17 protein-coding genes are annotated in these 18,085 nt (G+C 74.7%); 7 read left to right on the forward strand and 10 right to left on the reverse strand.

What is annotated here, in order from left to right; all coding sequences use genetic code 11:
* Positions 1–24: 24 nt before the first annotated feature.
* The gene (murQ, locus tag CP980_RS18705; protein ID WP_132757756.1) at positions 25–978 is read right to left on the reverse strand and encodes an N-acetylmuramic acid 6-phosphate etherase; all 954 of its coding nucleotides are present in this window, start codon (positions 976–978) and stop codon (positions 25–27) included.
* On the reverse strand, positions 975–1,940 hold the full coding sequence (locus CP980_RS18710) for a MurR/RpiR family transcriptional regulator (protein WP_150528645.1): 966 nt from the start codon (positions 1,938–1,940) through the stop codon (positions 975–977). The genes murQ and CP980_RS18710 overlap by 4 nt, the downstream gene beginning before the upstream one ends.
* A 103-nt stretch (positions 1,941–2,043) precedes the next feature.
* Between CP980_RS18710 and CP980_RS18715 the strand changes: the two genes are divergently transcribed.
* Positions 2,044–2,421, forward strand: a complete 378-nt coding sequence (locus CP980_RS18715; RefSeq protein WP_099891255.1) for a hypothetical protein — start codon at positions 2,044–2,046, stop codon at positions 2,419–2,421.
* 7 nt (positions 2,422–2,428) lie between these two features.
* Complete coding sequence (locus tag CP980_RS18720; RefSeq protein WP_099891256.1) at positions 2,429–2,698, forward strand: DUF4031 domain-containing protein; 270 nt, start codon at positions 2,429–2,431, stop codon at positions 2,696–2,698.
* Positions 2,699–2,741: 43 nt separating this feature from the next.
* On the opposite strand, the gene CP980_RS18725 is transcribed toward CP980_RS18720, so the two are convergent.
* Positions 2,742–3,968, reverse strand: a complete 1,227-nt coding sequence (locus tag CP980_RS18725; protein ID WP_150530264.1) for a Cmx/CmrA family chloramphenicol efflux MFS transporter — start codon at positions 3,966–3,968, stop codon at positions 2,742–2,744.
* 68 nt (positions 3,969–4,036) lie between these two features.
* Positions 4,037–4,693 carry an HD domain-containing protein gene (locus CP980_RS18730; RefSeq protein WP_150528646.1) on the reverse strand — a complete coding sequence of 219 codons (657 nt, stop codon included), beginning with the start codon at positions 4,691–4,693 and terminating at the stop codon, positions 4,037–4,039.
* Positions 4,694–4,810: 117 nt separating this feature from the next.
* On the opposite strand from CP980_RS18730, the gene CP980_RS18735 reads away from it, so the two are divergent.
* Positions 4,811–5,515: a copper homeostasis protein CutC gene (locus CP980_RS18735; protein ID WP_132757750.1), complete on the forward strand. Its 705-nt coding sequence runs from the start codon at positions 4,811–4,813 to the stop codon at positions 5,513–5,515.
* 54 nt (positions 5,516–5,569) lie between these two features.
* Here the strand turns inward: CP980_RS18735 and CP980_RS18740 are convergent, their stop codons facing one another.
* Positions 5,570–7,555, reverse strand: coding sequence for a HelD family protein (locus CP980_RS18740; RefSeq protein ID WP_229907314.1), 1,986 nt, complete (start codon positions 7,553–7,555; stop codon positions 5,570–5,572).
* Positions 7,556–7,977: 422 nt separating this feature from the next.
* On the opposite strand from CP980_RS18740, the gene CP980_RS18745 reads away from it, so the two are divergent.
* Both CP980_RS18745 and CP980_RS18750 read left to right on the forward strand, forming a co-directional pair.
* Positions 7,978–8,163: a hypothetical protein gene (locus CP980_RS18745; RefSeq protein ID WP_099891262.1), complete on the forward strand. Its 186-nt coding sequence runs from the start codon at positions 7,978–7,980 to the stop codon at positions 8,161–8,163.
* Between the two features lie 95 nt (positions 8,164–8,258).
* The gene (locus CP980_RS18750; protein ID WP_150528647.1) at positions 8,259–9,143 is read left to right on the forward strand and encodes a glycosyltransferase family 87 protein; all 885 of its coding nucleotides are present in this window, start codon (positions 8,259–8,261) and stop codon (positions 9,141–9,143) included.
* A gap of 75 nt (positions 9,144–9,218) precedes the next feature.
* Here CP980_RS18750 and CP980_RS18755 read toward each other — a convergent pair whose 3' ends face one another.
* The 4 genes from CP980_RS18755 to CP980_RS18770 all read right to left on the reverse strand — a co-directional run bounded on the left by CP980_RS18755 (position 9,219) and on the right by CP980_RS18770 (position 15,758).
* Positions 9,219–10,862 carry a DNA repair helicase XPB gene (locus CP980_RS18755; RefSeq protein ID WP_150528648.1) on the reverse strand — a complete coding sequence of 548 codons (1,644 nt, stop codon included), beginning with the start codon at positions 10,860–10,862 and terminating at the stop codon, positions 9,219–9,221.
* A gap of 169 nt (positions 10,863–11,031) precedes the next feature.
* Complete coding sequence (locus tag CP980_RS18760; RefSeq protein ID WP_150528649.1) at positions 11,032–12,309, reverse strand: LPXTG cell wall anchor domain-containing protein; 1,278 nt, start codon at positions 12,307–12,309, stop codon at positions 11,032–11,034.
* Positions 12,310–12,616: 307 nt separating this feature from the next.
* A complete protein-coding gene (locus tag CP980_RS18765; protein WP_150528650.1) occupies positions 12,617–13,237 on the reverse strand; it encodes a DUF4291 domain-containing protein in 621 nt (206 codons plus the stop codon).
* 43 nt (positions 13,238–13,280) lie between these two features.
* Positions 13,281–15,758 carry a helicase-associated domain-containing protein gene (locus CP980_RS18770; protein ID WP_150528651.1) on the reverse strand — a complete coding sequence of 826 codons (2,478 nt, stop codon included), beginning with the start codon at positions 15,756–15,758 and terminating at the stop codon, positions 13,281–13,283.
* 107 nt (positions 15,759–15,865) lie between these two features.
* Between CP980_RS18770 and CP980_RS18775 the strand changes: the two genes are divergently transcribed.
* Together CP980_RS18775 and CP980_RS18780 are read left to right on the forward strand one after the other, a co-directional pair.
* Positions 15,866–16,876, forward strand: a complete 1,011-nt coding sequence (locus CP980_RS18775) for a hypothetical protein (protein WP_132757736.1) — start codon at positions 15,866–15,868, stop codon at positions 16,874–16,876.
* Positions 16,877–17,100: 224 nt separating this feature from the next.
* Positions 17,101–17,754: an HAD family hydrolase gene (locus CP980_RS18780; protein WP_099891275.1), complete on the forward strand. Its 654-nt coding sequence runs from the start codon at positions 17,101–17,103 to the stop codon at positions 17,752–17,754.
* Between the two features lie 12 nt (positions 17,755–17,766).
* Here the strand turns inward: CP980_RS18780 and CP980_RS18785 are convergent, their stop codons facing one another.
* Positions 17,767–18,018: a hypothetical protein gene (locus CP980_RS18785; protein WP_048475788.1), complete on the reverse strand. Its 252-nt coding sequence runs from the start codon at positions 18,016–18,018 to the stop codon at positions 17,767–17,769.
* Positions 18,019–18,085: the final 67 nt, after the last annotated feature.

The raw sequence follows: 18,085 nt of genomic DNA on the forward strand, positions 1-18,085 counted from the left end.
TCGGCGGGTCAGCGGGTCAGCGGGTCATGGGGCGGGCGTACGGGCCGAGGCCAGCGCCTCGCGGAGGTGGCCGTGCGCGGCCGTGAGCAGTTCGGCCGCCGCCGGGCCGTCCACGCCGCCGAGCAGTACGAGCACGGCCTGCTTGACCTCGCCGCCCGTGGCGTCGAGCGCGGCCTCGATCTCCTCGTCCGGCGCGCCGGTGGCCAGTGCCACGATCCGGCGGGAGCGGGCGCGCAGCTTCTCGTTGGAGGCGCGCAGGTCGACCATGAGGTTCCCGTACGTCTTGCCGAGCCGGATCATGGTGATCGTCGAGATGAGGTTCAGTACGAGCTTCTGCGCGGTGCCGGCCTTCAGGCGGGTGGAGCCCGTGAGCAGCTCGGGCCCGGTGACCACCTCGATGCCGTGTTCGGCGGCGGCGGCCAGCGCCGAGCCGGCGTTGCAGGACAGCCCGACCGTGAGCGCGCCCCGCGTACGGGCGTGCTCGACGGCGCCGATCGCGTACGGGGTGCGGCCGGAGGCGGAGACGCCGATGACGGTGTCGTCCGCTCCGACGTCCAGCGCGGTGAGGTCCTCGGCGGCCAGCTCCTTCGAGTCCTCGGCGCCCTCCACGGACCGGACCATGGCGCCGGGCCCGCCCGCGATCAGGCCGACGACCTGTGCCGGGTCGGTGTTGAAGGTGGGCGGGCACTCGCTGGCGTCCAGGACGCCCATCCGGCCGGCCGTACCGGCGCCCGCGTACACGAGCCGCCCGCCGCGGGCCATCCGCGGGGCGATGGCGTCGATCGCGGCGGCGATCCGCGGCAGCTGCGCGGCGACGGCGGCCGGGACGCGGGCGTCCTCGGCGTTCATGGTGCGGGCGATGTCGAGGGTGGACAGCCGGTCGATCTCGGCGAGTTCGGGGCGGAAGGCCTCGGTGGTCAGGGTGTCGAGCTGGGCGCGGAGTACGGCGTACGGGCCGTCGGCGTACGGGCCGGTCATGGGCGGGGGCTCCTGGCGGATCGGCGGGGGGCGAGCGCCTCGTACGAGGCGGCGAGGGCGGGGGCGGCGGTCTCGTACGTGCGCTGCGCGACGGCGACGAACAGGCAGTCGACGACGAGGAGCTGGCTGGTGCGGCTGGACATGGCGGCCGGGCGCAGCCGGGTCTCGCGGGCGGCCGAGGTGGCCAGTACGAGGTCGGCGTAGTGGGTGACGGGGGCGTTCGGGCGGCCGGTGAGCGCGATGGTGGTGGCGCCGCGCTCGAAGGCCGTACGGAGGGGGTCGATCACGTCGCCGGTGGAGCCGGAGTGGGTGATCGCGACGGCGGCGTCGCCGGGGCGCAGCTGGACGGCGCCGGTGACGGCCAGGTGGGGGTCGGCGTGGGCGTGGGCGACGAGGCCGATGCGCAGCAGTTTCTGCGCGAGGTCCTGGCCGACGAGGGCGGAGGCGCCGACGCCGTAGATGTCGATCCGGCGGGCGGTCGCGAGCGCGGTGACGGCGGCGCCGAGCGCGGTGAGGTCGAGTCCGGCGGCGGTGTCGGCGAGGGTCTGGGCCTCCTCGTGGGCCAGTTTCGCGACGACGTCGGCGAGCGGGTCGTCGACGGCTATGTCGGCGGTGACGGCGGGGGCCGCGCCGGAGTCCTGCTGGGCGGCGAGGGCGGCGAGGGCCAGGCGCAGGTCGCGGTAGCCGGGGTAGCCGAGGAGGCGGGCGGTGCGGACGACGGTGGCCTCGCTGGTGCCGGTGCGGGTGGCGAGGGCGCTGACGGTGAGGCGGGAGCAGCCGGCGGGGTCGGCGGCGACGGTTTCGGCGACGGCTTGGACGGAGCGGGTCATGGAGGGCCCGAGGCTGCGGACGCGTGCCCGCAGCGGGACGGTGTCCGGGACGGCTCCGGGGGCGGTTCCGGGGGCGGCTCCGACGAGGGCGCCCGCACCCTCGCTGAAAGTTTCTTTCGGGTCGTCGCTCATCTTTGAAATCTATTTTCGGCCGGGGCGGTGGTCAAGGCACCATTCGGGCAACGGTGCGGGACCGGCCTTCACCACGTGACCCGTACGGGTTCACAATGGGCGCATGGACCACGCGACCCCCCTGGAACAGGCGCTTCACGTCGCTCGCGCCCTCGTCCTCGCCGATCTCGCCGCCGGAGAGGTCGCGGACGCCGATGTCGTCTCCCTCGTCGAGGACTCGGTCACGCACCGCCGGTGGTGGGTGGAGCAGTGGCCGGAGGGGGTCGACTACCTCGCCGGACTCGTCGCCCAGGACGTACAGGACGCGCTGCTGGAGAAGTACGGGCGCTGGCCGCTGTGCCCGGTCTGCTCGCACGGCGATCCGCACGCGCTGGACGTGGAGCCGGAGTTGGGACCCGATCCGCACTGGGTGTGCGCCAAGGCCGGCGTGAAGGTCGCCGCGGTCGGCGGCCTCGCCCCCGTGTTCGGCGCCGGCCGGTGAGGCGCCGGTGACGCTCTACATCGACCCGCCGACCTGGCCGGGCCACGGCCGCATGTGGTCGCACCTGGTCAGCGACGTCTCGTACGAGGAACTGCACGCCTTCGCGGAGTCGATCGGCTGCCCGGCGAAGGCGTTCGAGCGGGACCACTACGACGTGCCCTCGCACCGCTACGCGTCCGCGGTCGGCGCGGGCGCGGTGGAGGTCGGCAGCAAGGAACTGGTCCGGCGTCTGACGGCCGCGGGCCTGCGCCGTCCGAAGGGGCGCCCGGCGGCGTAGCGGCGGGCCCGGGTCCAGGCCTGAGCCCGGGTCCGGACCCGGGTCAGCGGGTGGCCGACGGCGCGGTGGCCGGGGTTGCCGCCTCCGGGACGGAGGACGCGATCACCCGGGTCGGGGGCTGGGGCGTGCGAGTGTGCAGGCGCAGGGCGATCGCGCCCAGGGCGATGGCCGTCACCGTCATCGCGGCGCCCGCCCAGGCGGTGGCGGCGAAGCCGCGGCCGGCGTCGATCACCGCGCCGCCGAGCCAGGGGCCGCCCGTGTTGCCCAAGTTGAACGCGGCCGTCGTGGTGGCTCCGGCCAGGGTCGGGGCCGCGCCCGCCACGTTGAACATGCGGGCGTTGAGCGCCGGAGCCGTGGCGAACGCCGAGAGGCCCATCAGGAACGACAGGGTGACGGCCGCCACGGCCGAGGAGGCGAACAGGGCCAGTGCGACGAGGAAGACCGTCGACGCCGTGATGCCCCACAGCATGACGCCGAACAGGTGGGCGTCCGCGATCCGCCCGCCGATCGTCGTGCCGGCGAGCGCGCCGACGCCGAACAGCGCGAGCACCCACGGCACCCAGCCCGCGTCCAGCCCGGCGACCTCCGTCAGCAGCGGCGACAGGTAGCTGAAGGCGCAGAAGACCCCGCCCGCGGCCAGCGCCGTGACGCCGATCGACAGCCACACCTGGCGGTCGCGGTAGATGCGCAGCTCGCGCGAGAGGGTGGGCCGTACGGCGGGCCGCGGGATGTCCGGGATCAGCGCCAGGATGCCGACGAGGGCGACCGCCGAGGCCGCTGCGACCGACCAGAACGCGGACCGCCAGCCCAGGTGCTCACCGAGGAAGGCGCCGGCCGGGACGCCGAGGACGTTGGCGATGGAGAGGCCGCCGATCATGACGGCCATGGCGCGGGCCCGCTGGTCCTTGTCGACCATCGCGATGGCGACGGCCGCGCCGACCGCCCAGAAGCCCGCGCAGGCGAGCGCGGAGACGATGCGGGAGGCGAAGAGGAGCTCGTACGAGGGGGCCAGCGCGCCCGCCACCTGCCCGAGGCCGAAGAGGCTGATGAGGGCGATGAGGGTGGTGCGGCGCGGGAGCCGCAGGGTGGCCACCGCCAGCAGCGGCGCCCCCACGACCATGCCGATCGCGAAGGCCGATATCAGCAGGCCGGCCTGCGGGATCGTGACGTCCATGTCCCGCGCGATGGGAGGCAGCAGCCCCGAGAGCATGAACTCGCTCGTCCCGAGCGCGAAGACGGACAGGCCGAGGACGTAGACGGCGACGGGCATGCGCGAGCGGACGGGGGACGGCGGTATGGCGGAGGGCATGCTCTGCACGAACCGCCGCGAACGCGATCTCATTCCCCGGCGGCCAGAAGGGCCAGCTCGGCGGCGAGGTTGCGGCGGGCCGGGGCCTCCCAGTGCGCGGCGCCGTACGGGGTGCGGAAGAGGCGGGGCAAGCCCAGCAGCTGGCGCAGTACGGCGGCCCGGCCGGCGCGGAAGGCGTCCTCGGGGACGAAGCCGTACTCGGCGCGGACGGCGGCCGCGTACGCCGCGTACGCCTCGGGCGCGCCCGCGAGCACCGCCAGGTCGGCGTCGCAGAGCGCCTCGCCGTTGGTGTCGCCGGGGGCCGGGTCGTGGGTGACGGTCAGCCGCACCAGGCGGGCGACCTCGGCGGTGCGCGCCGCGCCGATGCCGAGCTCGGGCAGGGCGCGCTCGGCGAGGGCCGCGCTGCGCTCCTCGTTCTCGGAGCGGTCGGGGCGGTAGACGGCGTCGTGGAACCAGGCGGCCAGCTCGACGGCGGCGGGGTCGGCGGCGTACGGGGCGAGTTCGTCGATGCGCGCGAGTACGTCGGCCAGGTGCGCGGTGGTGTGGTAGCGGCGCTGGGGCTCCGCCCAGGCGGCGAGGAGGCGGTCGGCGTACGGGTCGGGGTCGCGGTCGGCGGCTGCGCCGGCCGCGGCGGTGGTCGCGTGCCAGCGGGCGCGGAGCGGGGCGGTGTCGGGCGCGGTGTCCATGCGCACATTGTGCGGGTGGCGTGATTGTGCTGGTGGAGGGTGGGCGGGGGCCCGTACTCTGGATATTGGACTAGACCTATTTTCCATACCAGCAGCTTTCCGGAGGAGTGGGGCCCAATGAGCAACCGTGCAGTCCTGGAGGTGATCGCCCTCGACGCGGAGGACGCGGTCGCGGCCCAGGCGGGTGGGGCGGACCGCCTCGAACTGGTCACCGACATGGCCGCCGACGGGCTCACCCCGCCGCGCGAGACCTTCGCGGCGATCAGGGCGGCGGTCGACATCCCGCTGCGCGTGATGCTCCGTACGGCCGACGGGTTCGCGGCCGGCACCGCCGCGGACGTGGAACAGCTGGCCGCGCGGGCGAGGGCGCTGCGGGCCGAGGGGGCGGAGGAGTTCGTCCTCGGCTTCCTGGACGCGCACGGCAATCCGGACCTGGCGGCGATCGAGGCGGTCGTGGCGGAGCTGGACGGCTGCAAGTGGACCTTCCACCGGGCCATCGACCGGGCCGCGGACCGGGACCAGCTGCGCAAGGCGATCGCCGAGCTGCCGCGGTCCGCGGCGCCGGACACGTACCTGACGGCGGGGGCGGCGGCCGGCGTGGACGCCGGGCTGCCGGTGCTGCTGGCCGAGGCGGCGCGCCGGGGCGAGCCGGGCTACACCGCGCAGATCCTGGTGGGCGGCGGGCTGGCGCTGTCCCACCTGCCGGTGCTCCGCGCGGCCGGGATCGACGCGTTCCACATCGGCGGCGCGGCCCGCCCCGACGGCTGGTCCGCCCCCGTCTCGGCGGCGGCAGTCGAAGACTGGCGCACCGCCCTGTCCTGACACCGCGGCTGCGCCCCGGAGCCCGTGAGGGGCCGGGGCGCAGCTCCGGAGCCCCTACGACGCCAGCGCCGCCGGCAGCGGATCCGCGTGGAGCAGCGTCAGGCCCGACACCGCCCGGGTGAGGCAGACGTAGAGCCGGCGCAGCCCGGTCCGCTCGTCCGGCTCGCCCGACACGATCGCCGCCGGCTCGTCCAGGACCACGTAGTCGTACTCCAGGCCCTTCGCCAGCGAGGCCGGGACCAGGGTCAGGCGCGAGGCCGCCGTTGTCTCCTCGCCGGGCGACAGGTACGCCATCCCGGCCGCCTCCAGCGCCCCGGCCAGCTCCGCGATCCGCGCGTCCGCCGCGATCAGGCCGATCGAGCCCTCGTGCCCCAGGGAGGCGCGGCACGCCTCGATCACCGAGGCGGTCAGGTCGGCGCCGTCCACCGCCGGCGAGACGACCAGCGAGCCCGGCGTCTCACGCACCGAGGAGACCGCCGCCAGCCCCGGCGAGATCGACGGCAGCAGCCGCGAGGCGTACGCGATCACCTCGCGCGGCACGCGGAAGCCCGCCGTCAGCTCCTCCAGCACCGCCTCCGCCTTGCCCAGGTGCGCCAGCGCCTCGTCCCAGCTGCGCGTGGCCCACGGGGTCGTGCCCTGCGCGAGGTCGCCGAGGACCGTCGCCGAGCCGGTCGTACAGCGCCGCCCCACCGCCCGGTACTGCATCGGCGACAGGTCCTGCGCCTCGTCGAGGACGACATGGCCCAGCGAGTGCGTACGCTCCACGAGGTCGGCCGCCTCGTCGATCAGGACCAGGTCGGCCGCCGACCACTTCGCCGACTTCACGCTGCGCGGCGGCTTCGCCCACAGCAGCAGCTCCTGCTCCTCCTGCGAGAGCACCCCCTGCGCGTGCTCCGCCAGGAACTGCGCGTCCGACAGCAGGCGCAGCACCAGCTTCGCCGGGTCCACGGCCGGCCACATCGCCTTGACCGCCGTCTTCACGGCGGCGGTGCGGGCCACCGCGTCCTGGACGCGGTCGTCCGGAGCCTCGCCCGCCTGCTCCATCCGTACGAGCACGGTGTGCGCGATCCGCTGCGGCAGCGCGTCGCGGGCGGCGCCGTAACGGATGTCGCGGGCCTGGAGCTCCGCCACGATCTCCTCCAGCTCGTACGCCGGCACCCGCCACCGGCGCGAACCGCGCACCACCATCAGCGGCTCGGTGGGCGCGGTGACGTGCGAGCGGACCGCGCGGCGCAGCACCTGCGCCATGCGGGCGTCGCCCTTGACGACGGCCGTGGCGGCGGCGTCGGCGCCGCGGATCTCCAGACCGCCCTGGGTGACGAGGTCCTCGACGGTGGCCTGCTTGACCTCCAGCTCGCCCAGCGCCGGGAGGACCTGCTCGATGTAGTGCAGGAAGGAACGGTTCGGCCCGATGACGAGCGTGCCGGTGCGGGCGAGCCGCTCGCGGTGGGCGTACAGCAGGTACGCGACGCGGTGCAGGCCGACGGCCGTCTTCCCGGTGCCGGGGCCGCCCTGCACGCAGACGGAACCGGACAGGCCGGAGCGGACGATCTCGTCCTGCTCGGGCTGGATCGTCGCGACGATGTCGCGCATGGGGCCCACGCGCGGGCGCTCGATCTCCTGCTGGAGCAGCTTGCTGACGGCGGCCGCCTCCGAGGGGTCGGAGAGGTGCTCGTCCTCGTACGCGGTGAGCTCGCCGCCGGTGTAGCCGAAGCGGCGGCGCAGCGCGATGTCCTGCGGGTCCTTCTTGGAGGCCCGGTAGAAGGGCTGGGAGACGGGCGCGCGCCAGTCGATCACCATCGGATCGCCGTCGGCGTCGTGGACGTGGCGGCGGCCGATGTAGAACTGCTCGCCCTCGGCCCCTTCGGCGAGCTCGGCGCCGGGTGCGTGCAGGTAGTTGAGGCGGCCGAAGAAGAGCGGGGTGTGCGCGAGGTCGGCGAGGGCCTTGATCCGGTCGTCGATCTGGGCCTGGAGGACGATCGCGTTGACCCAGTTCGCCGTGACGTCGCGGATGTCGAGGGCCTCGACGTCCTCGCGCATGGCGCGCAGCGCGGCGCGGGAGGCGGTGAGGTGGGCCTGCTCGCGGGCGAGGGGGTGGGCGGCCCCGGAGTCGTGGTCGCTGTCGTCGTCGATGCCGGTCTCGGGGGCGTGCGCGGACACGGGGATGCCTCCAGCTGCTGATCGGTACGGAACGAAGCCCGCCGGTTTCCGACCGGGGGGCGGCTCTCCCCGAAACGGCGGCGGGAGGCGGCAAGAGCGGAGATTGTAGTCAGGGGGTGGCCGGGACGCGAACGGAATTCACCCCTCCCCGGCCGTGCGGCCATCCGGTGTCGTACCGGGGGGTGTCAGACCCCGGGCAGAGCCACTAGGGGACGGCATGGGCCGGGAGGAGTAGGCGCGAGGACCTGCGGTTCCACCCCGAGACCGATGTGATGTCCGGGAAGAGAACGCACCATGGATACATGAGCACCGCAACCTTGACCCCGATCCGGGGCGGCCGCCCTAGCGGCGCCACCGCCACCTCCGACTCCCGCCCCCGCCACCTGGTGGGCAATGCCCTGCGCGCCGCGAAGGTCTTCGCGTCCGCCGCCGTCAGCGTGGTCGTGCTGGGCGAGTACGCCGAGGACGCCGGCGTCATACGCCGCTGACCCGCCGGCTGACCGCCGAGCCGCTGGCCTGCGTCCACGCTCCGCGTGGCCGGATAGCGGCGGAGTGGCCGTGGTGATCCACTAGGGTCACGCGCGTGACCCGGAGCCTTCCTTCCAGCCCCCCGACGTCGCCCTTGGTCGGCGTGCTGGTCGCGGGCCCGCTCCTCGTGCTCGGCGTGCTCTGCATCGTGGTGCGGATCCCCATCGCCGACGGCCTCGCCGCCGGGCTCAGCGCCGCCGAGTGGCAGCCCCCCGCCGCGTACCCGCCGTTCGCGGCGATCCTGTTCACCCCGGCCGCCTGGCTGCCCTCCGGCGTGCTGAAGGCCGTTTTCGCACTCGGGAACGCGGGCCTGCTCACGCTGCTGATCCTGATGTCCTGCCGCCTCGCGGGACTGCGGGCCCGGCCCGGGCCCGTGCTGGCCGCCACCATCGCCGGGCTGTGGGTGGAGCCGCTGTTCCAGAGCCTGCTCGCCGCGCAGATCAACCTGGCGCTGGCCTGCCTGGTCCTGTGGGACCTGCGCCGGCCCCGCGCAGCCCTCGGCCAGGGCTTCGCGCTGGGCACCGCCGCCGGGATCACCCTGACCCCGGCGCTGCTCATCCCGTACCTGCTGCTGACCGGCCGGATCCGGGCCGCGCTGACGGCGCTCGGCGCCTTCGCCGGTACCGCCCTGCTCGGGCTGCTGGTCCTCCCGCAGGCCTCCGCCGAGTTCTGGGCCCGGCACCTGCCCGCCTCCGGCCGGGCCCTGCTGCCGGACTGGCCGCACCTGTGGGTCTGGTCGGTCCCGCTGCTCGCCCTCCTGGCCCGGGCGGCGGCCCGCCGGCGGCCGAAGCCCCCGCCGGACCTGCCGGACCTGGTCCCGGTCCCCCTCCCCGTCCGCAGGTCACCCCTCGGGCAGCAGGATGTCCGCGTCGTCGAAGATCCTCAGCACCACGAGCAGCAGACGGCCGCGCGACACCACGTACTCGGCCAGGACCTGTGAGGTGAGCCGGCCTGCCGGACGTGCGTCCTCCTCGGCGTAGCGACCGGGCGGCGAGCCGCTCAGTCGCTCAGTCGCTCAGTCGCTCGTCAGGATGTCGTCGGCGTCCATGATCCGGTAGGCGTAGCCCTGTTCGGCCAGGAAGCGCTGGCGGTGGGCCGCGAAGTCCTGGTCGATCGTGTCGCGCGCGACGACCGAGTAGAACCGCGCCTCGTGGCCGTCCGCCTTCGGGCGCAGCACGCGGCCGAGGCGCTGGGCCTCCTCCTGGCGGGAGCCGAACGTACCCGACACCTGGATCGCGACCGTGGCCTCGGGCAGGTCGATCGAGAAGTTCGCGACCTTCGACACCACCAGCACGCTGATCTCGCCCTCGCGGAAGGCGTCGAAGAGCTTCTCGCGCTGCGCGTTGGAGGTCTCGCCCTTGATCACGGGGGCGTCCAGGTGCTCGCCGAGCTCGTCCAGCTGGTCGATGTACTGCCCGATGACCAGCGTCTGCTCGCCCTTGTGCTTGGCGACGAGCGCCTCCGTCACCTTCCGCTTCGTCGCCGTCGTCGCGCAGAAGCGGTACTTCTCCTCCGTCTCGGCGGTCGCGTACGCCAGCCGCTCGCTCTCGGTCAGGTTGACCCGCACCTCGACGCAGTCCGCCGGCGCGATGTAGCCCTGCGCCTCGATCTCCTTCCACGGCGCGTCGAACCGCTTCGGGCCGATCAGCGAGAACACGTCCGACTCGCGGCCGTCCTCGCGGACCAGCGTCGCGGTCAGGCCGAGCCGGCGGCGGGCCTGGAGGTCGGCGGTGAACTTGAACACCGGCGCCGGCAGCAGGTGCACCTCGTCGTAGAGGATCAGGCCCCAGTCCCGGGAGTCGAAGAGCTCCAGGTGCGGGTAGACGCCCTTCCGCTTCGTCGTCAGGACCTGGTACGTGGCGATGGTGACCGGCCGGATCTCCTTGCGGGTACCGGAGTACTCGCCGATCTCCTCCTCCGTCAGCGAGGTCCGCTTGACCAGCTCGTGCTTCCACTGGCGGGCCGAGACGGTGTTCGTGACCAGGATCAGCGTGGTCGCCTTGGCCTTCGCCATCGCACCGGCCCCGACCAGCGTCTTTCCGGCGCCGCAGGGCAGCACGACCACGCCCGAGCCGCCGTGCCAGAAGCCCTCGACGGCCTGCTGCTGGTAGGGGCGCAGCGCCCAGCCGTCCTCTTCGAGCTCGATCGCGTGCGCCTCGCCGTCGACGTACCCGGCGAGGTCCTCGGCAGGCCAGCCCAGCTTCAGCAGGGTCTGCTTGATCTGCCCGCGCTCGGAGGGGTGCACGGCGACCGTGTCGGGGTCGATCCGGTCCCCAACCAGCGGGGCGACCTTCTTCGAACGCAGGATCTCTTCCAGCACCGGCCGGTCGGTGCTGGTCAGGACCAGCCCGTGCACGGGGTGCTTGGAGAGGGTGAGGCGGCCGTAGCGCGCCATGGTCTCGGCGACGTCGACGAGCAGCGCGTGCGGGACGGGGTAGCGGGAGAACTCGACGAGCGCGTCGACGACCTGCTCGGCGTCGTGCCCGGCGGCCCGCGCGTTCCACAGGCCGAGCGGGGTGATCCGGTAGGTGTGGATGTGCTCGGGGGCCCGCTCCAGCTCGGCGAAGGGGGCGATGGCCCGACGCGCGGCCCCGGCGAGCTCGTGGTCGACCTCGAGAAGCAGTGTCTTGTCGCTCTGGACGATGAGAGGCCCGTTCACAAACGTCCCTTTCCTGCGTGGGGTGGCCGCCCGAACGCGGACGGCCAAACCTCCAGTCTGCCGCATCCGGGGCCCGGTGTGGGGGCCGCGCGTCACCGCACGAGGCTCGGTGGGCATGGCGAAGGGGCCCGGCGCGTGGTGTGCCGGGCCCCTTGCGTGGTGCGGGTGATCAGGCGCGCGTCGCGCGGCGGCGGCGGGCGCCGAGCCAGGCGGCGGCCCCGCCGAGGGCGACGAGGACGGCGGCCAGGCCGGAGTACAGGCCGGTGTTCGAGTCGGCGCCGGTGTGGGCCAGGGAGCCCGTGGAGCCGGTGGCCGTGGTGTTGGTGTTCGCAGCGACGGCCGCCGTGGTGGAGGACGAGGGCGACGGGGAGGCGGACGCGGAGGGCTGGGTCGTGGCGGACTTGCTCGGGGTCGGCGAGGGCGACGTGGTCGCGGTGGCCGGGGCGAGCTGGAACTTCGTGTCGTCGCCGGAGAACTCGGTGCTGTTGTCCTCGGCGAGGCGGACGCCCGCGTGCAGGGTGACGTCGGTGGCCTTCTTGTAGTCCGTGTTCGGGCCGAACGAGGTCCGCAGGCGCAGGACGCGCTCGCCGGAAGCGGCGCTGAAGCCCTTCGGGATCGTCGGCAGCATGAAGTGGTACGGGTCGTCGGTGCTCAGACCCTCCCACTTGCCGTTGACCTGAGCCCACACCTGGAGGTTGGGCACCTTGACCTGGGAGCCGAAGTTCAGGTCCAGCGAGGTGTAGAGGGCGTCGTCGAACGAGCCGTCGCCGGTGAGCCGGTACGTCAGGTCCATCTCCCGGCACTGGAGCGCCGGGACGCCCTTGCAGTCTCCGACGTTCTTGAACGCGGTCTCCAGCTTGCCCTTCTTGACCGAGGGGTCCGTCTTGAAGGTCATGGTGGCGGAGCCGTCGTCCGCCGCCTCGCCCGTGTAGCTCGTGGCCGTCAGCTTGAAGTCGCCGTTGGTGGTCGGGTAGCTCTTGCCGAGGCCGATCGTGACCTTCCAGGTGAGCTTGGCGCCCGCCGGGATCTCGAAGCCCTCTCCGCCCGGCTTGCCCGCCGGGTGGAACATGCCCTGCCACTCGCCGTCCTGGTGCCCGATGAAGGACTCGGTCGCCGGCGCGGTCACGCCCTCGACCTTGAAGCTGACGTCGCTCTGCCGGAGCGGGCTCGCACCGGCGTCCTCCAGCAGGATCCACGGGTGGAAGGAGCTCGCCTTGTCCGCGGGGTTGGTGACCGTCAGTTCGAAGGTCTCCGCCGCGCCGCCGCGGGTCAGCGGGCCGCTCGGCGCCGGGGCGCCCATCGTGATCTTCAGCGCGTGCAGGTTCTCGGCGGCCGGAGCGGCGTACGCCGACAGTGGCATCAGGGCCGTACCGGCGACGACGGCGACGACGGCGGTGGCGGCCGCGGAGCGGAGGGTGGTGCGGCGGGCGGCGGTGCGAGCGGACATGGTGGACTCCCCCCAAGGAATCACGAAGGCAGGCGAGCAGCGCAGAGCGGTGGCGGCCGGCAGGGCAGACGGAAGAGGACGTGCGAGGTGCCGCGGCAGAGCGCCGACGGCGGGTGGTGCGGGTTTTCGCTCCGGCGCCGGTTCCTACTTCCTCGGCCGCTTGCTGCGATGAACTGATCTTCACACATCGTGGATCACCAATCCATCGTCCGTCTGTCACCGCTCTGCAACAGGAACCGGAGATCCTCACACCCCTTCTGAACTGGGGAAACGACGGTTCGGATTCCGCTTCGGCGGTGCTGATCCGCTACGCGCCCAAGTGCCCCAGCGGGGGCGCCGGATACGGGGTCTCCACCGGCAGCAGCGCCCGCGCCGCGGCCTCGTCCCCCGAGCGGACCAGGCCGTGGATCTCCCGGGCCATCGCGGTCACGTCGCGGATGGAGACCGTCCACTCGTCGGCGTACGCGCGCGAGGCGGCACCGGACAGGCCCAGCTGCAGCGAGCGGTGGCCCAGCGGGTTCAGGTGCAGGTCGCGCTCCGGGTCCCACTGGACGCGGGCGGGGGAGTCGCGCAGGGACCGCTGCCACGCCTCGTGGTCGGCGTGGGTGCCGCGTTCGTAGTGGGACAGGCAGGCGCGGCGCAGCGCGTGGTCGAAGCCCTCGCGGGTGATCTCGACGGCCAGGACCGTCTCCTGGTCGGCCTTGGTGGCCCAGCCGCAGCGGTACATCATCCACAGGAACGACGGCTTGATCCACGTCATCCGCTCCCGCTTCCAGGCGGCCGGGAACCGGCCGTCGCGGGCCGCGGGCAGGCCGAGCGCGGGTGCGTACGCCTGGTAGACGGTCACCGTGGTCTCGGTGTGCGCCGCCCTGATCCGCCGGTCGGGCCGGTCGGTCAGGTCGGGCCGGTCGGTCCGTGCTTCTTGCATGCGGCAAGGGTGCTCGGCCCGCGCCCCGGACCGCCAGTCCTTTTTACAGGTGCTCCTCCGCCAGCTCGGCGACCCCCGTGATCCGGTGCAGCGCGTACGTCCGCACCTCGTCCGCCGTGTGGTCGTACCCGGTGACGAAGCCGCCCTCCACCCGGACCGGGGCGATGACCCGCTGGCTCGCCGCGCCGTCCGCGTTCACGTACCCGATCCACACCGCCGACCCGGTCAGCGCGGCCGCCTGCACCGTGGCGAGGGTCTCCGCCGGGCTCGTACGCGGGAGTTCGCCCGGCACGACGGACGCCGATGCCGCCGCCGGCTCCTTGCGCACCGCCGTAGCCGCCAGGTCGCCCGCGCGGATCGCCCGTACGGCCGCCGCCAGCAGCGTCGTGTCCGGTACCGGCGGGCCGTCCGGCACCGGGACCGGCGCCGAACGCGCCGGGGTCCGGTGGGCGTCGGCCCGCGTCACCACCACGTCGCCGGTCGGCGACTCCGCCGCCGGGGCGTACCCCATCGAACGCAACCCGTCGAGCAGCGCGCCCGGTTCGGCCTGCGCCGCCAGCACCGTGGGGGCCAGGCGCCGCAGCCCCAGCCCGGCGGAGCGCCGGTCGGCCATGATCTCGTTCAGCATGCCGTCGTCGTCGCAGCGCACGTACGAGGAGGCCGCGCCCACCCGCAGGTGCCCGTGCCGCCGCGCCACGTCGTCGATCAGGTAGGCCAGCGGCTGCGGAACCGGGGTGATGCTGTGCTCGGCGAGGAAGGCGTGCAGGTCGGAGGCGGTCCGCCCGGAGTCCAGCGCCCGCCGTACGGAACCGGGCGTGAAGCGGTACACCGTCGCCCCGCCCTTGGACTCCACGTCCGCGAGGACGGCCAGCACCTCGCCGACCCCCCGGCGCAGCGGCCCCGGGGCGACCGCCGTCAGGTCGGCCTGGAGCAGTACGTGGTCCACCGGCTCGGGGAACAGCGGCGCCAGCAGCGGCGCCGGGTCGCGGTGCTCCAGCAGCGCGCGGCCGTGGGCCGCGAGCGCGCCGCGGCCGGTCACGCCGAGCACCTCGGCCTCGGTCAGCGCCCACCGCGCGAGGCGGGCGCGCAGCGGGCTCGCCCCCCGTACGGGCCGCTCCCAGTCCAGCCGGGCGAGCAGGGCCTCCGGGTCGGCGGAGCCGCCCTCGGGCAGCGCGGCGAGGAGTTCGAGGACGCGGCGGCGCACCTCCGGGGCGGCGGAGCGGTCGAGGTCGGGGCCCAGCGCGGACAGGGTGCGGCCCTTGGCGTCCTGTTCGCCGACCAGGCCGCAGGTCCGGGTGGCCGGCAGCCAGGCCCTGGCGAGGGCCGACCACCGCTCGGCGGGCGGGAGTTCCACCCAGTCGTCGAAGGCGGGGGTGGGCGCGTACCGCTCGTCGGCCTCCCCGTCGCTGGCCAGCAGCCCGGCCGCGTAGGCGAGTTCGATCCAGAACGCGGCCACCGGCTCGGAGACGTCCAGCGTGACCGCGGTGCGCTTCAGGTCCCGTACGGACAGCCCGCCGGCCCGCAGCACCGGCGGCCCGGCGTGCTCCCAGGACTTCACCAGCTCCTCGACGGTGGCCAGCGCGGCCAGCGCCTGCCCCGCCGCGTTGGCGTCCACAAGCTGTGGACGGTGCTCGTGAGCCGCGGGCACCGCCGGGGCCAGCGGCTCCGTCTCCCGGTGCGCCAGCCCGCCGCGCAGGTGCAGTGCCACCTCGCGGGGCAGTACGACGGTCCGCGCCGAGGCCGGCAGCAGCAGCCCGCGGTCGCGCAGCCAGCGCACCGGCGGGGTCGGGTTCGGCGTGACCTCCCCGTACGGAGGCCCCCACACCAGCCGGCCCAGCACCTGGTGGGCCTCGGCCGGGGCCTCGTCCAGCAGCGCCGACATCCGCTCCGGGTCGGTGAACAGGCCGCTCAGCGCCGCCACGGCGGACACCGGGTCGTGGGTGGCGGGCAGCCCCGCCGCCGCCACGATCTCCTGGATCCGGGTCGGCGACATCCCGGACGTGGCCTCGGCGACGGTGGGCCCCAGCCCGGTCGGGGAGGGCCGGCCGGCGGCCGGCGCCAGCAGCTCGCGGGCGGTGCGGACCAGCCGCAGCCGCTCGTCGTCGCCCCACACCAGGGCCTGGTCGCGCAGGGTGGCCAGGGCGCGCGGGAGTTCGGCGCGGGCGCCGTTGTCCTCGCGGGAGCCGGATCCGCCGCCGTGCTCGCCGGCCAGCAGCGATTCCAGTACCGGGTACGGGCACGGGTCCGGGGCCACCGCGAGGGCCTCCGCCGTCTGGAGCGCGAACCGGTCGAGCCGGTCCAGCGCGCGGACCACCGAGGCCCGGGTGCCGGCCCGGGTGGCCAGCTGCGTGATGTCACCCGGCACCGGGCCGAGCAGGTCCGGGCGCGCGTGCAGCAGGGTGGCGAGCGACGCGTCGTCGCGGGCGCGCAGCGCCTCGGCGAGGGAGCGCGGGGCGCTGCTCGCTGTGGCGCTTCCCGCAGCACTGCTGGGCTCGGGCAGCTCAGGCACGGTCGCCTCCATGGTCGCGTCGGCCGGTCCCCATCCGGCCAACGGTATCCGCTGAGCCCTCGGCAGCTCCACGGGCGCACGCGCTACCTTTCCCGTGGGTGGTACGGGAGGAGCCGGGCATGGGGATCGAGAGCGACCATCTGGTCTACGAATATCTGAGCCGGGTCGGGGACTTGGCGCAGCGGCGGCAGCTGTCCTCCGGGGACCGGATGCGGCTGGTGGCGCGGTTGAGGGACGAGATCGACCTGCGGCGCGCCAAGTACGAGCCGGAGACCCCGGCGGCCGTACGGCGCATCCTGGAGCGGATCGGCACGCCCGAGGAGGTCCTCGACGGCGTCGGCGCGTCGCCGGCCACCGAGACGCGGGCCGCCACCCCCGATCCGGCCCCGGCGGTGCCGACCCAGCGGGGCCCCGGCAGGCTGCTGCGCAAGTCCGTGCCGGAGCCGCGTCCGGCGGACACCGCGCCCGCGCCGCCGCACCTGGCGGGGCTCGACGAACTCGGCGCGGACGGTGGGGCGGAGCCCGACTGGTGGCGCGTCGCGCCGGGCCCGTACGGGGCCGGGCCGCAGGTGGAGGGCTTCGCGGGCGGCATCGAGATCCCGGAGCTGTTCACGCACCCGGAGGAGGAGAAGCCCGGGTCCCCGGCGGGGCCGGCCGGCGCGCCCGCCGCAGCCGCCGGGGACGAGTCGGCCGTACGGGGCCTCCTGCGGTTCCTCAAGCAGCGCCGGCAGGCCAAGGCGCAGGCCAAGGAGGCGGCCGCGCCCGGTGCGGGGGCCGCGCCCGCCGCCGTCCCGCGCCCGAAGCCGTACGCCTTCCTGCTGCTGGCCGCGGCCGTGCTCGTGGCGGGCGCCGTCACCGGCTCCTGGCTCCTGCTGATCGGCGGCTGGCTGCTCGCGTACGCCTCGCGGGTGCTGGGGCCGGCCGAGCGCAAGGCGGTCGTGTTCGGGCTGCCGGGGGCCGTCTTCGCGGGCGCGGTGGTGTGGCTGTGGGGCCGCCTGGAGGGGCGCTGGGGCGCGCCGCTGACGGACGAGGGGCTGGGCGGGGTCTTCCAGGGCATGTGGCCCTGGCTGGCCCGCGGCGCGGCCGTGGCCTCGGCCCTCTACCTGGCCTGGCGCTCGCGCCGCCGCTGAGGCCGGCCGGCGTCAGGCCGCCGGGCTCCACGGGGACGACGGGACGATCGGCGGCGAGCCCGTCACGCGCGGTGCGACGGGCCGTCAGGGCGCACGTGACGGGGCCGCGCGCGGGACGGGGACCCCGGGGACGGGCGCTGACATGTCACCACATTTCACCGTCCGGTAAGGCGAGGCTACGTCCGCGTTCCCGCCCGTGCGTACCGGCTCGGCACAATGGAGGCATGAGCTCCGAGACCCCCGCCGTGCCCGCCGTGCCCGCCCAGCTGACGGTCGGCTTCGACCTCGACATGACCCTCATCGATTCGCGCCCGGGCATCAAGGCCGCCTACCTGGCGCTTTCCGCCGAGACGGGTACGTTCATCGACGCCGACGAGGCGGTCACGCGGCTCGGTCCGCCGCTCGACGAGGAGCTCGCGTACTGGTTCCCGGAGGCGGAGATCCCGGCCATGGCCGACCGCTACCGGGAGATCTATCCCACTCACGCCATCGAGCCGACCCCGGCGATGCCCGGCGCCCGCGAGGCGATCGAGGCCGTCCAGGCGCTCGGCGGGCGCGCGATCGTCGTCACGGCCAAGCACGAGCCCAACGCCCGGCTGCACCTCGCCCACCTCGGCATCGAGCCGGACGCGGTGATCGGCTGGCTGTGGGCCGAGGCCAAGGCGGGCGCCCTGCGCGAGTACGGCGCCCAGGTCTACGTCGGCGACCACGTCGGCGACGTGCGCGGGGCCCGTACGGCCGGCGCGCTGTCGGTGGCGGTGCCCACCGGCCCGTGCCCCGAGCCGGAACTGCGGGAGGCGGGCGCCGACGTGGTGCTGCCGGACCTCACCGCGCTGCCGGGGTGGCTCGCGGAGTACGTTCGCGCGCAGGCGGCCTGACCCGACGGGGAGTCAGGCCTGGGAGGCGCGGGCGGCCCGGCGCTGGGCCGCCGCCGAGCGCAGCACGCCCGCCGCGGAGATCAGGAAGCCGACGCCCATCAGCATGCACACCGCCCAGGCGTACGAGGGGAACGGGTCGGTGTCCAGGAACAGCGGGGCCATCGTCGCGAGGGTCGCCACGGCGCCCACGATGAACACGATGCCACCGGCGCGCACCAGGCCGTCGCCCGGCCGCGCTTCGTCGGGGTGAGGAGTAACAGTCACCTCACCAGGGTAGTTCCCTGGCCGAAGCAGCCGACGGCGCAGCCGGATGGGAAGAGCCGGCGAAGGA

It is taken from the genome of Streptomyces vinaceus (assembly GCF_008704935.1).
Taxonomy (GTDB): Bacteria; Actinomycetota; Actinomycetes; order Streptomycetales; family Streptomycetaceae; genus Streptomyces; species Streptomyces vinaceus.

What these genes read in the sequence shown, in the direction of transcription:
- murQ (WP_132757756.1), bottom strand. Translation starts at nt 978, where the DNA reads ATGACCGGCCCGTACGCCGACGGCCCGTACGCCGTACTCCGCGCCCAG.
- CP980_RS18710 (WP_150528645.1), bottom strand. Translation starts at nt 1,940, where the DNA reads ATGAGCGACGACCCGAAAGAAACTTTCAGCGAGGGTGCGGGCGCCCTC.
- CP980_RS18715 (WP_099891255.1), top strand. Translation starts at nt 2,044, where the DNA reads ATGGACCACGCGACCCCCCTGGAACAGGCGCTTCACGTCGCTCGCGCC.
- CP980_RS18725 (WP_150530264.1), bottom strand. Translation starts at nt 3,968, where the DNA reads ATGCCCGTCGCCGTCTACGTCCTCGGCCTGTCCGTCTTCGCGCTCGGG.
- CP980_RS18730 (WP_150528646.1), bottom strand. Translation starts at nt 4,693, where the DNA reads ATGGACACCGCGCCCGACACCGCCCCGCTCCGCGCCCGCTGGCACGCG.
- CP980_RS18735 (WP_132757750.1), top strand. Translation starts at nt 4,811, where the DNA reads ATGAGCAACCGTGCAGTCCTGGAGGTGATCGCCCTCGACGCGGAGGAC.
- CP980_RS18740 (WP_229907314.1), bottom strand. Translation starts at nt 7,555, where the DNA reads ATGCGCGAGGACGTCGAGGCCCTCGACATCCGCGACGTCACGGCGAAC.
- CP980_RS18745 (WP_099891262.1), top strand. Translation starts at nt 7,978, where the DNA reads ATGAGCACCGCAACCTTGACCCCGATCCGGGGCGGCCGCCCTAGCGGC.
- CP980_RS18760 (WP_150528649.1), bottom strand. Translation starts at nt 12,309, where the DNA reads ATGTCCGCTCGCACCGCCGCCCGCCGCACCACCCTCCGCTCCGCGGCC.
- CP980_RS18765 (WP_150528650.1), bottom strand. Translation starts at nt 13,237, where the DNA reads ATGCAAGAAGCACGGACCGACCGGCCCGACCTGACCGACCGGCCCGAC.
- CP980_RS18770 (WP_150528651.1), bottom strand. Translation starts at nt 15,758, where the DNA reads ATGGAGGCGACCGTGCCTGAGCTGCCCGAGCCCAGCAGTGCTGCGGGA.
- CP980_RS18775 (WP_132757736.1), top strand. Translation starts at nt 15,866, where the DNA reads ATGGGGATCGAGAGCGACCATCTGGTCTACGAATATCTGAGCCGGGTC.
- CP980_RS18780 (WP_099891275.1), top strand. Translation starts at nt 17,101, where the DNA reads ATGAGCTCCGAGACCCCCGCCGTGCCCGCCGTGCCCGCCCAGCTGACG.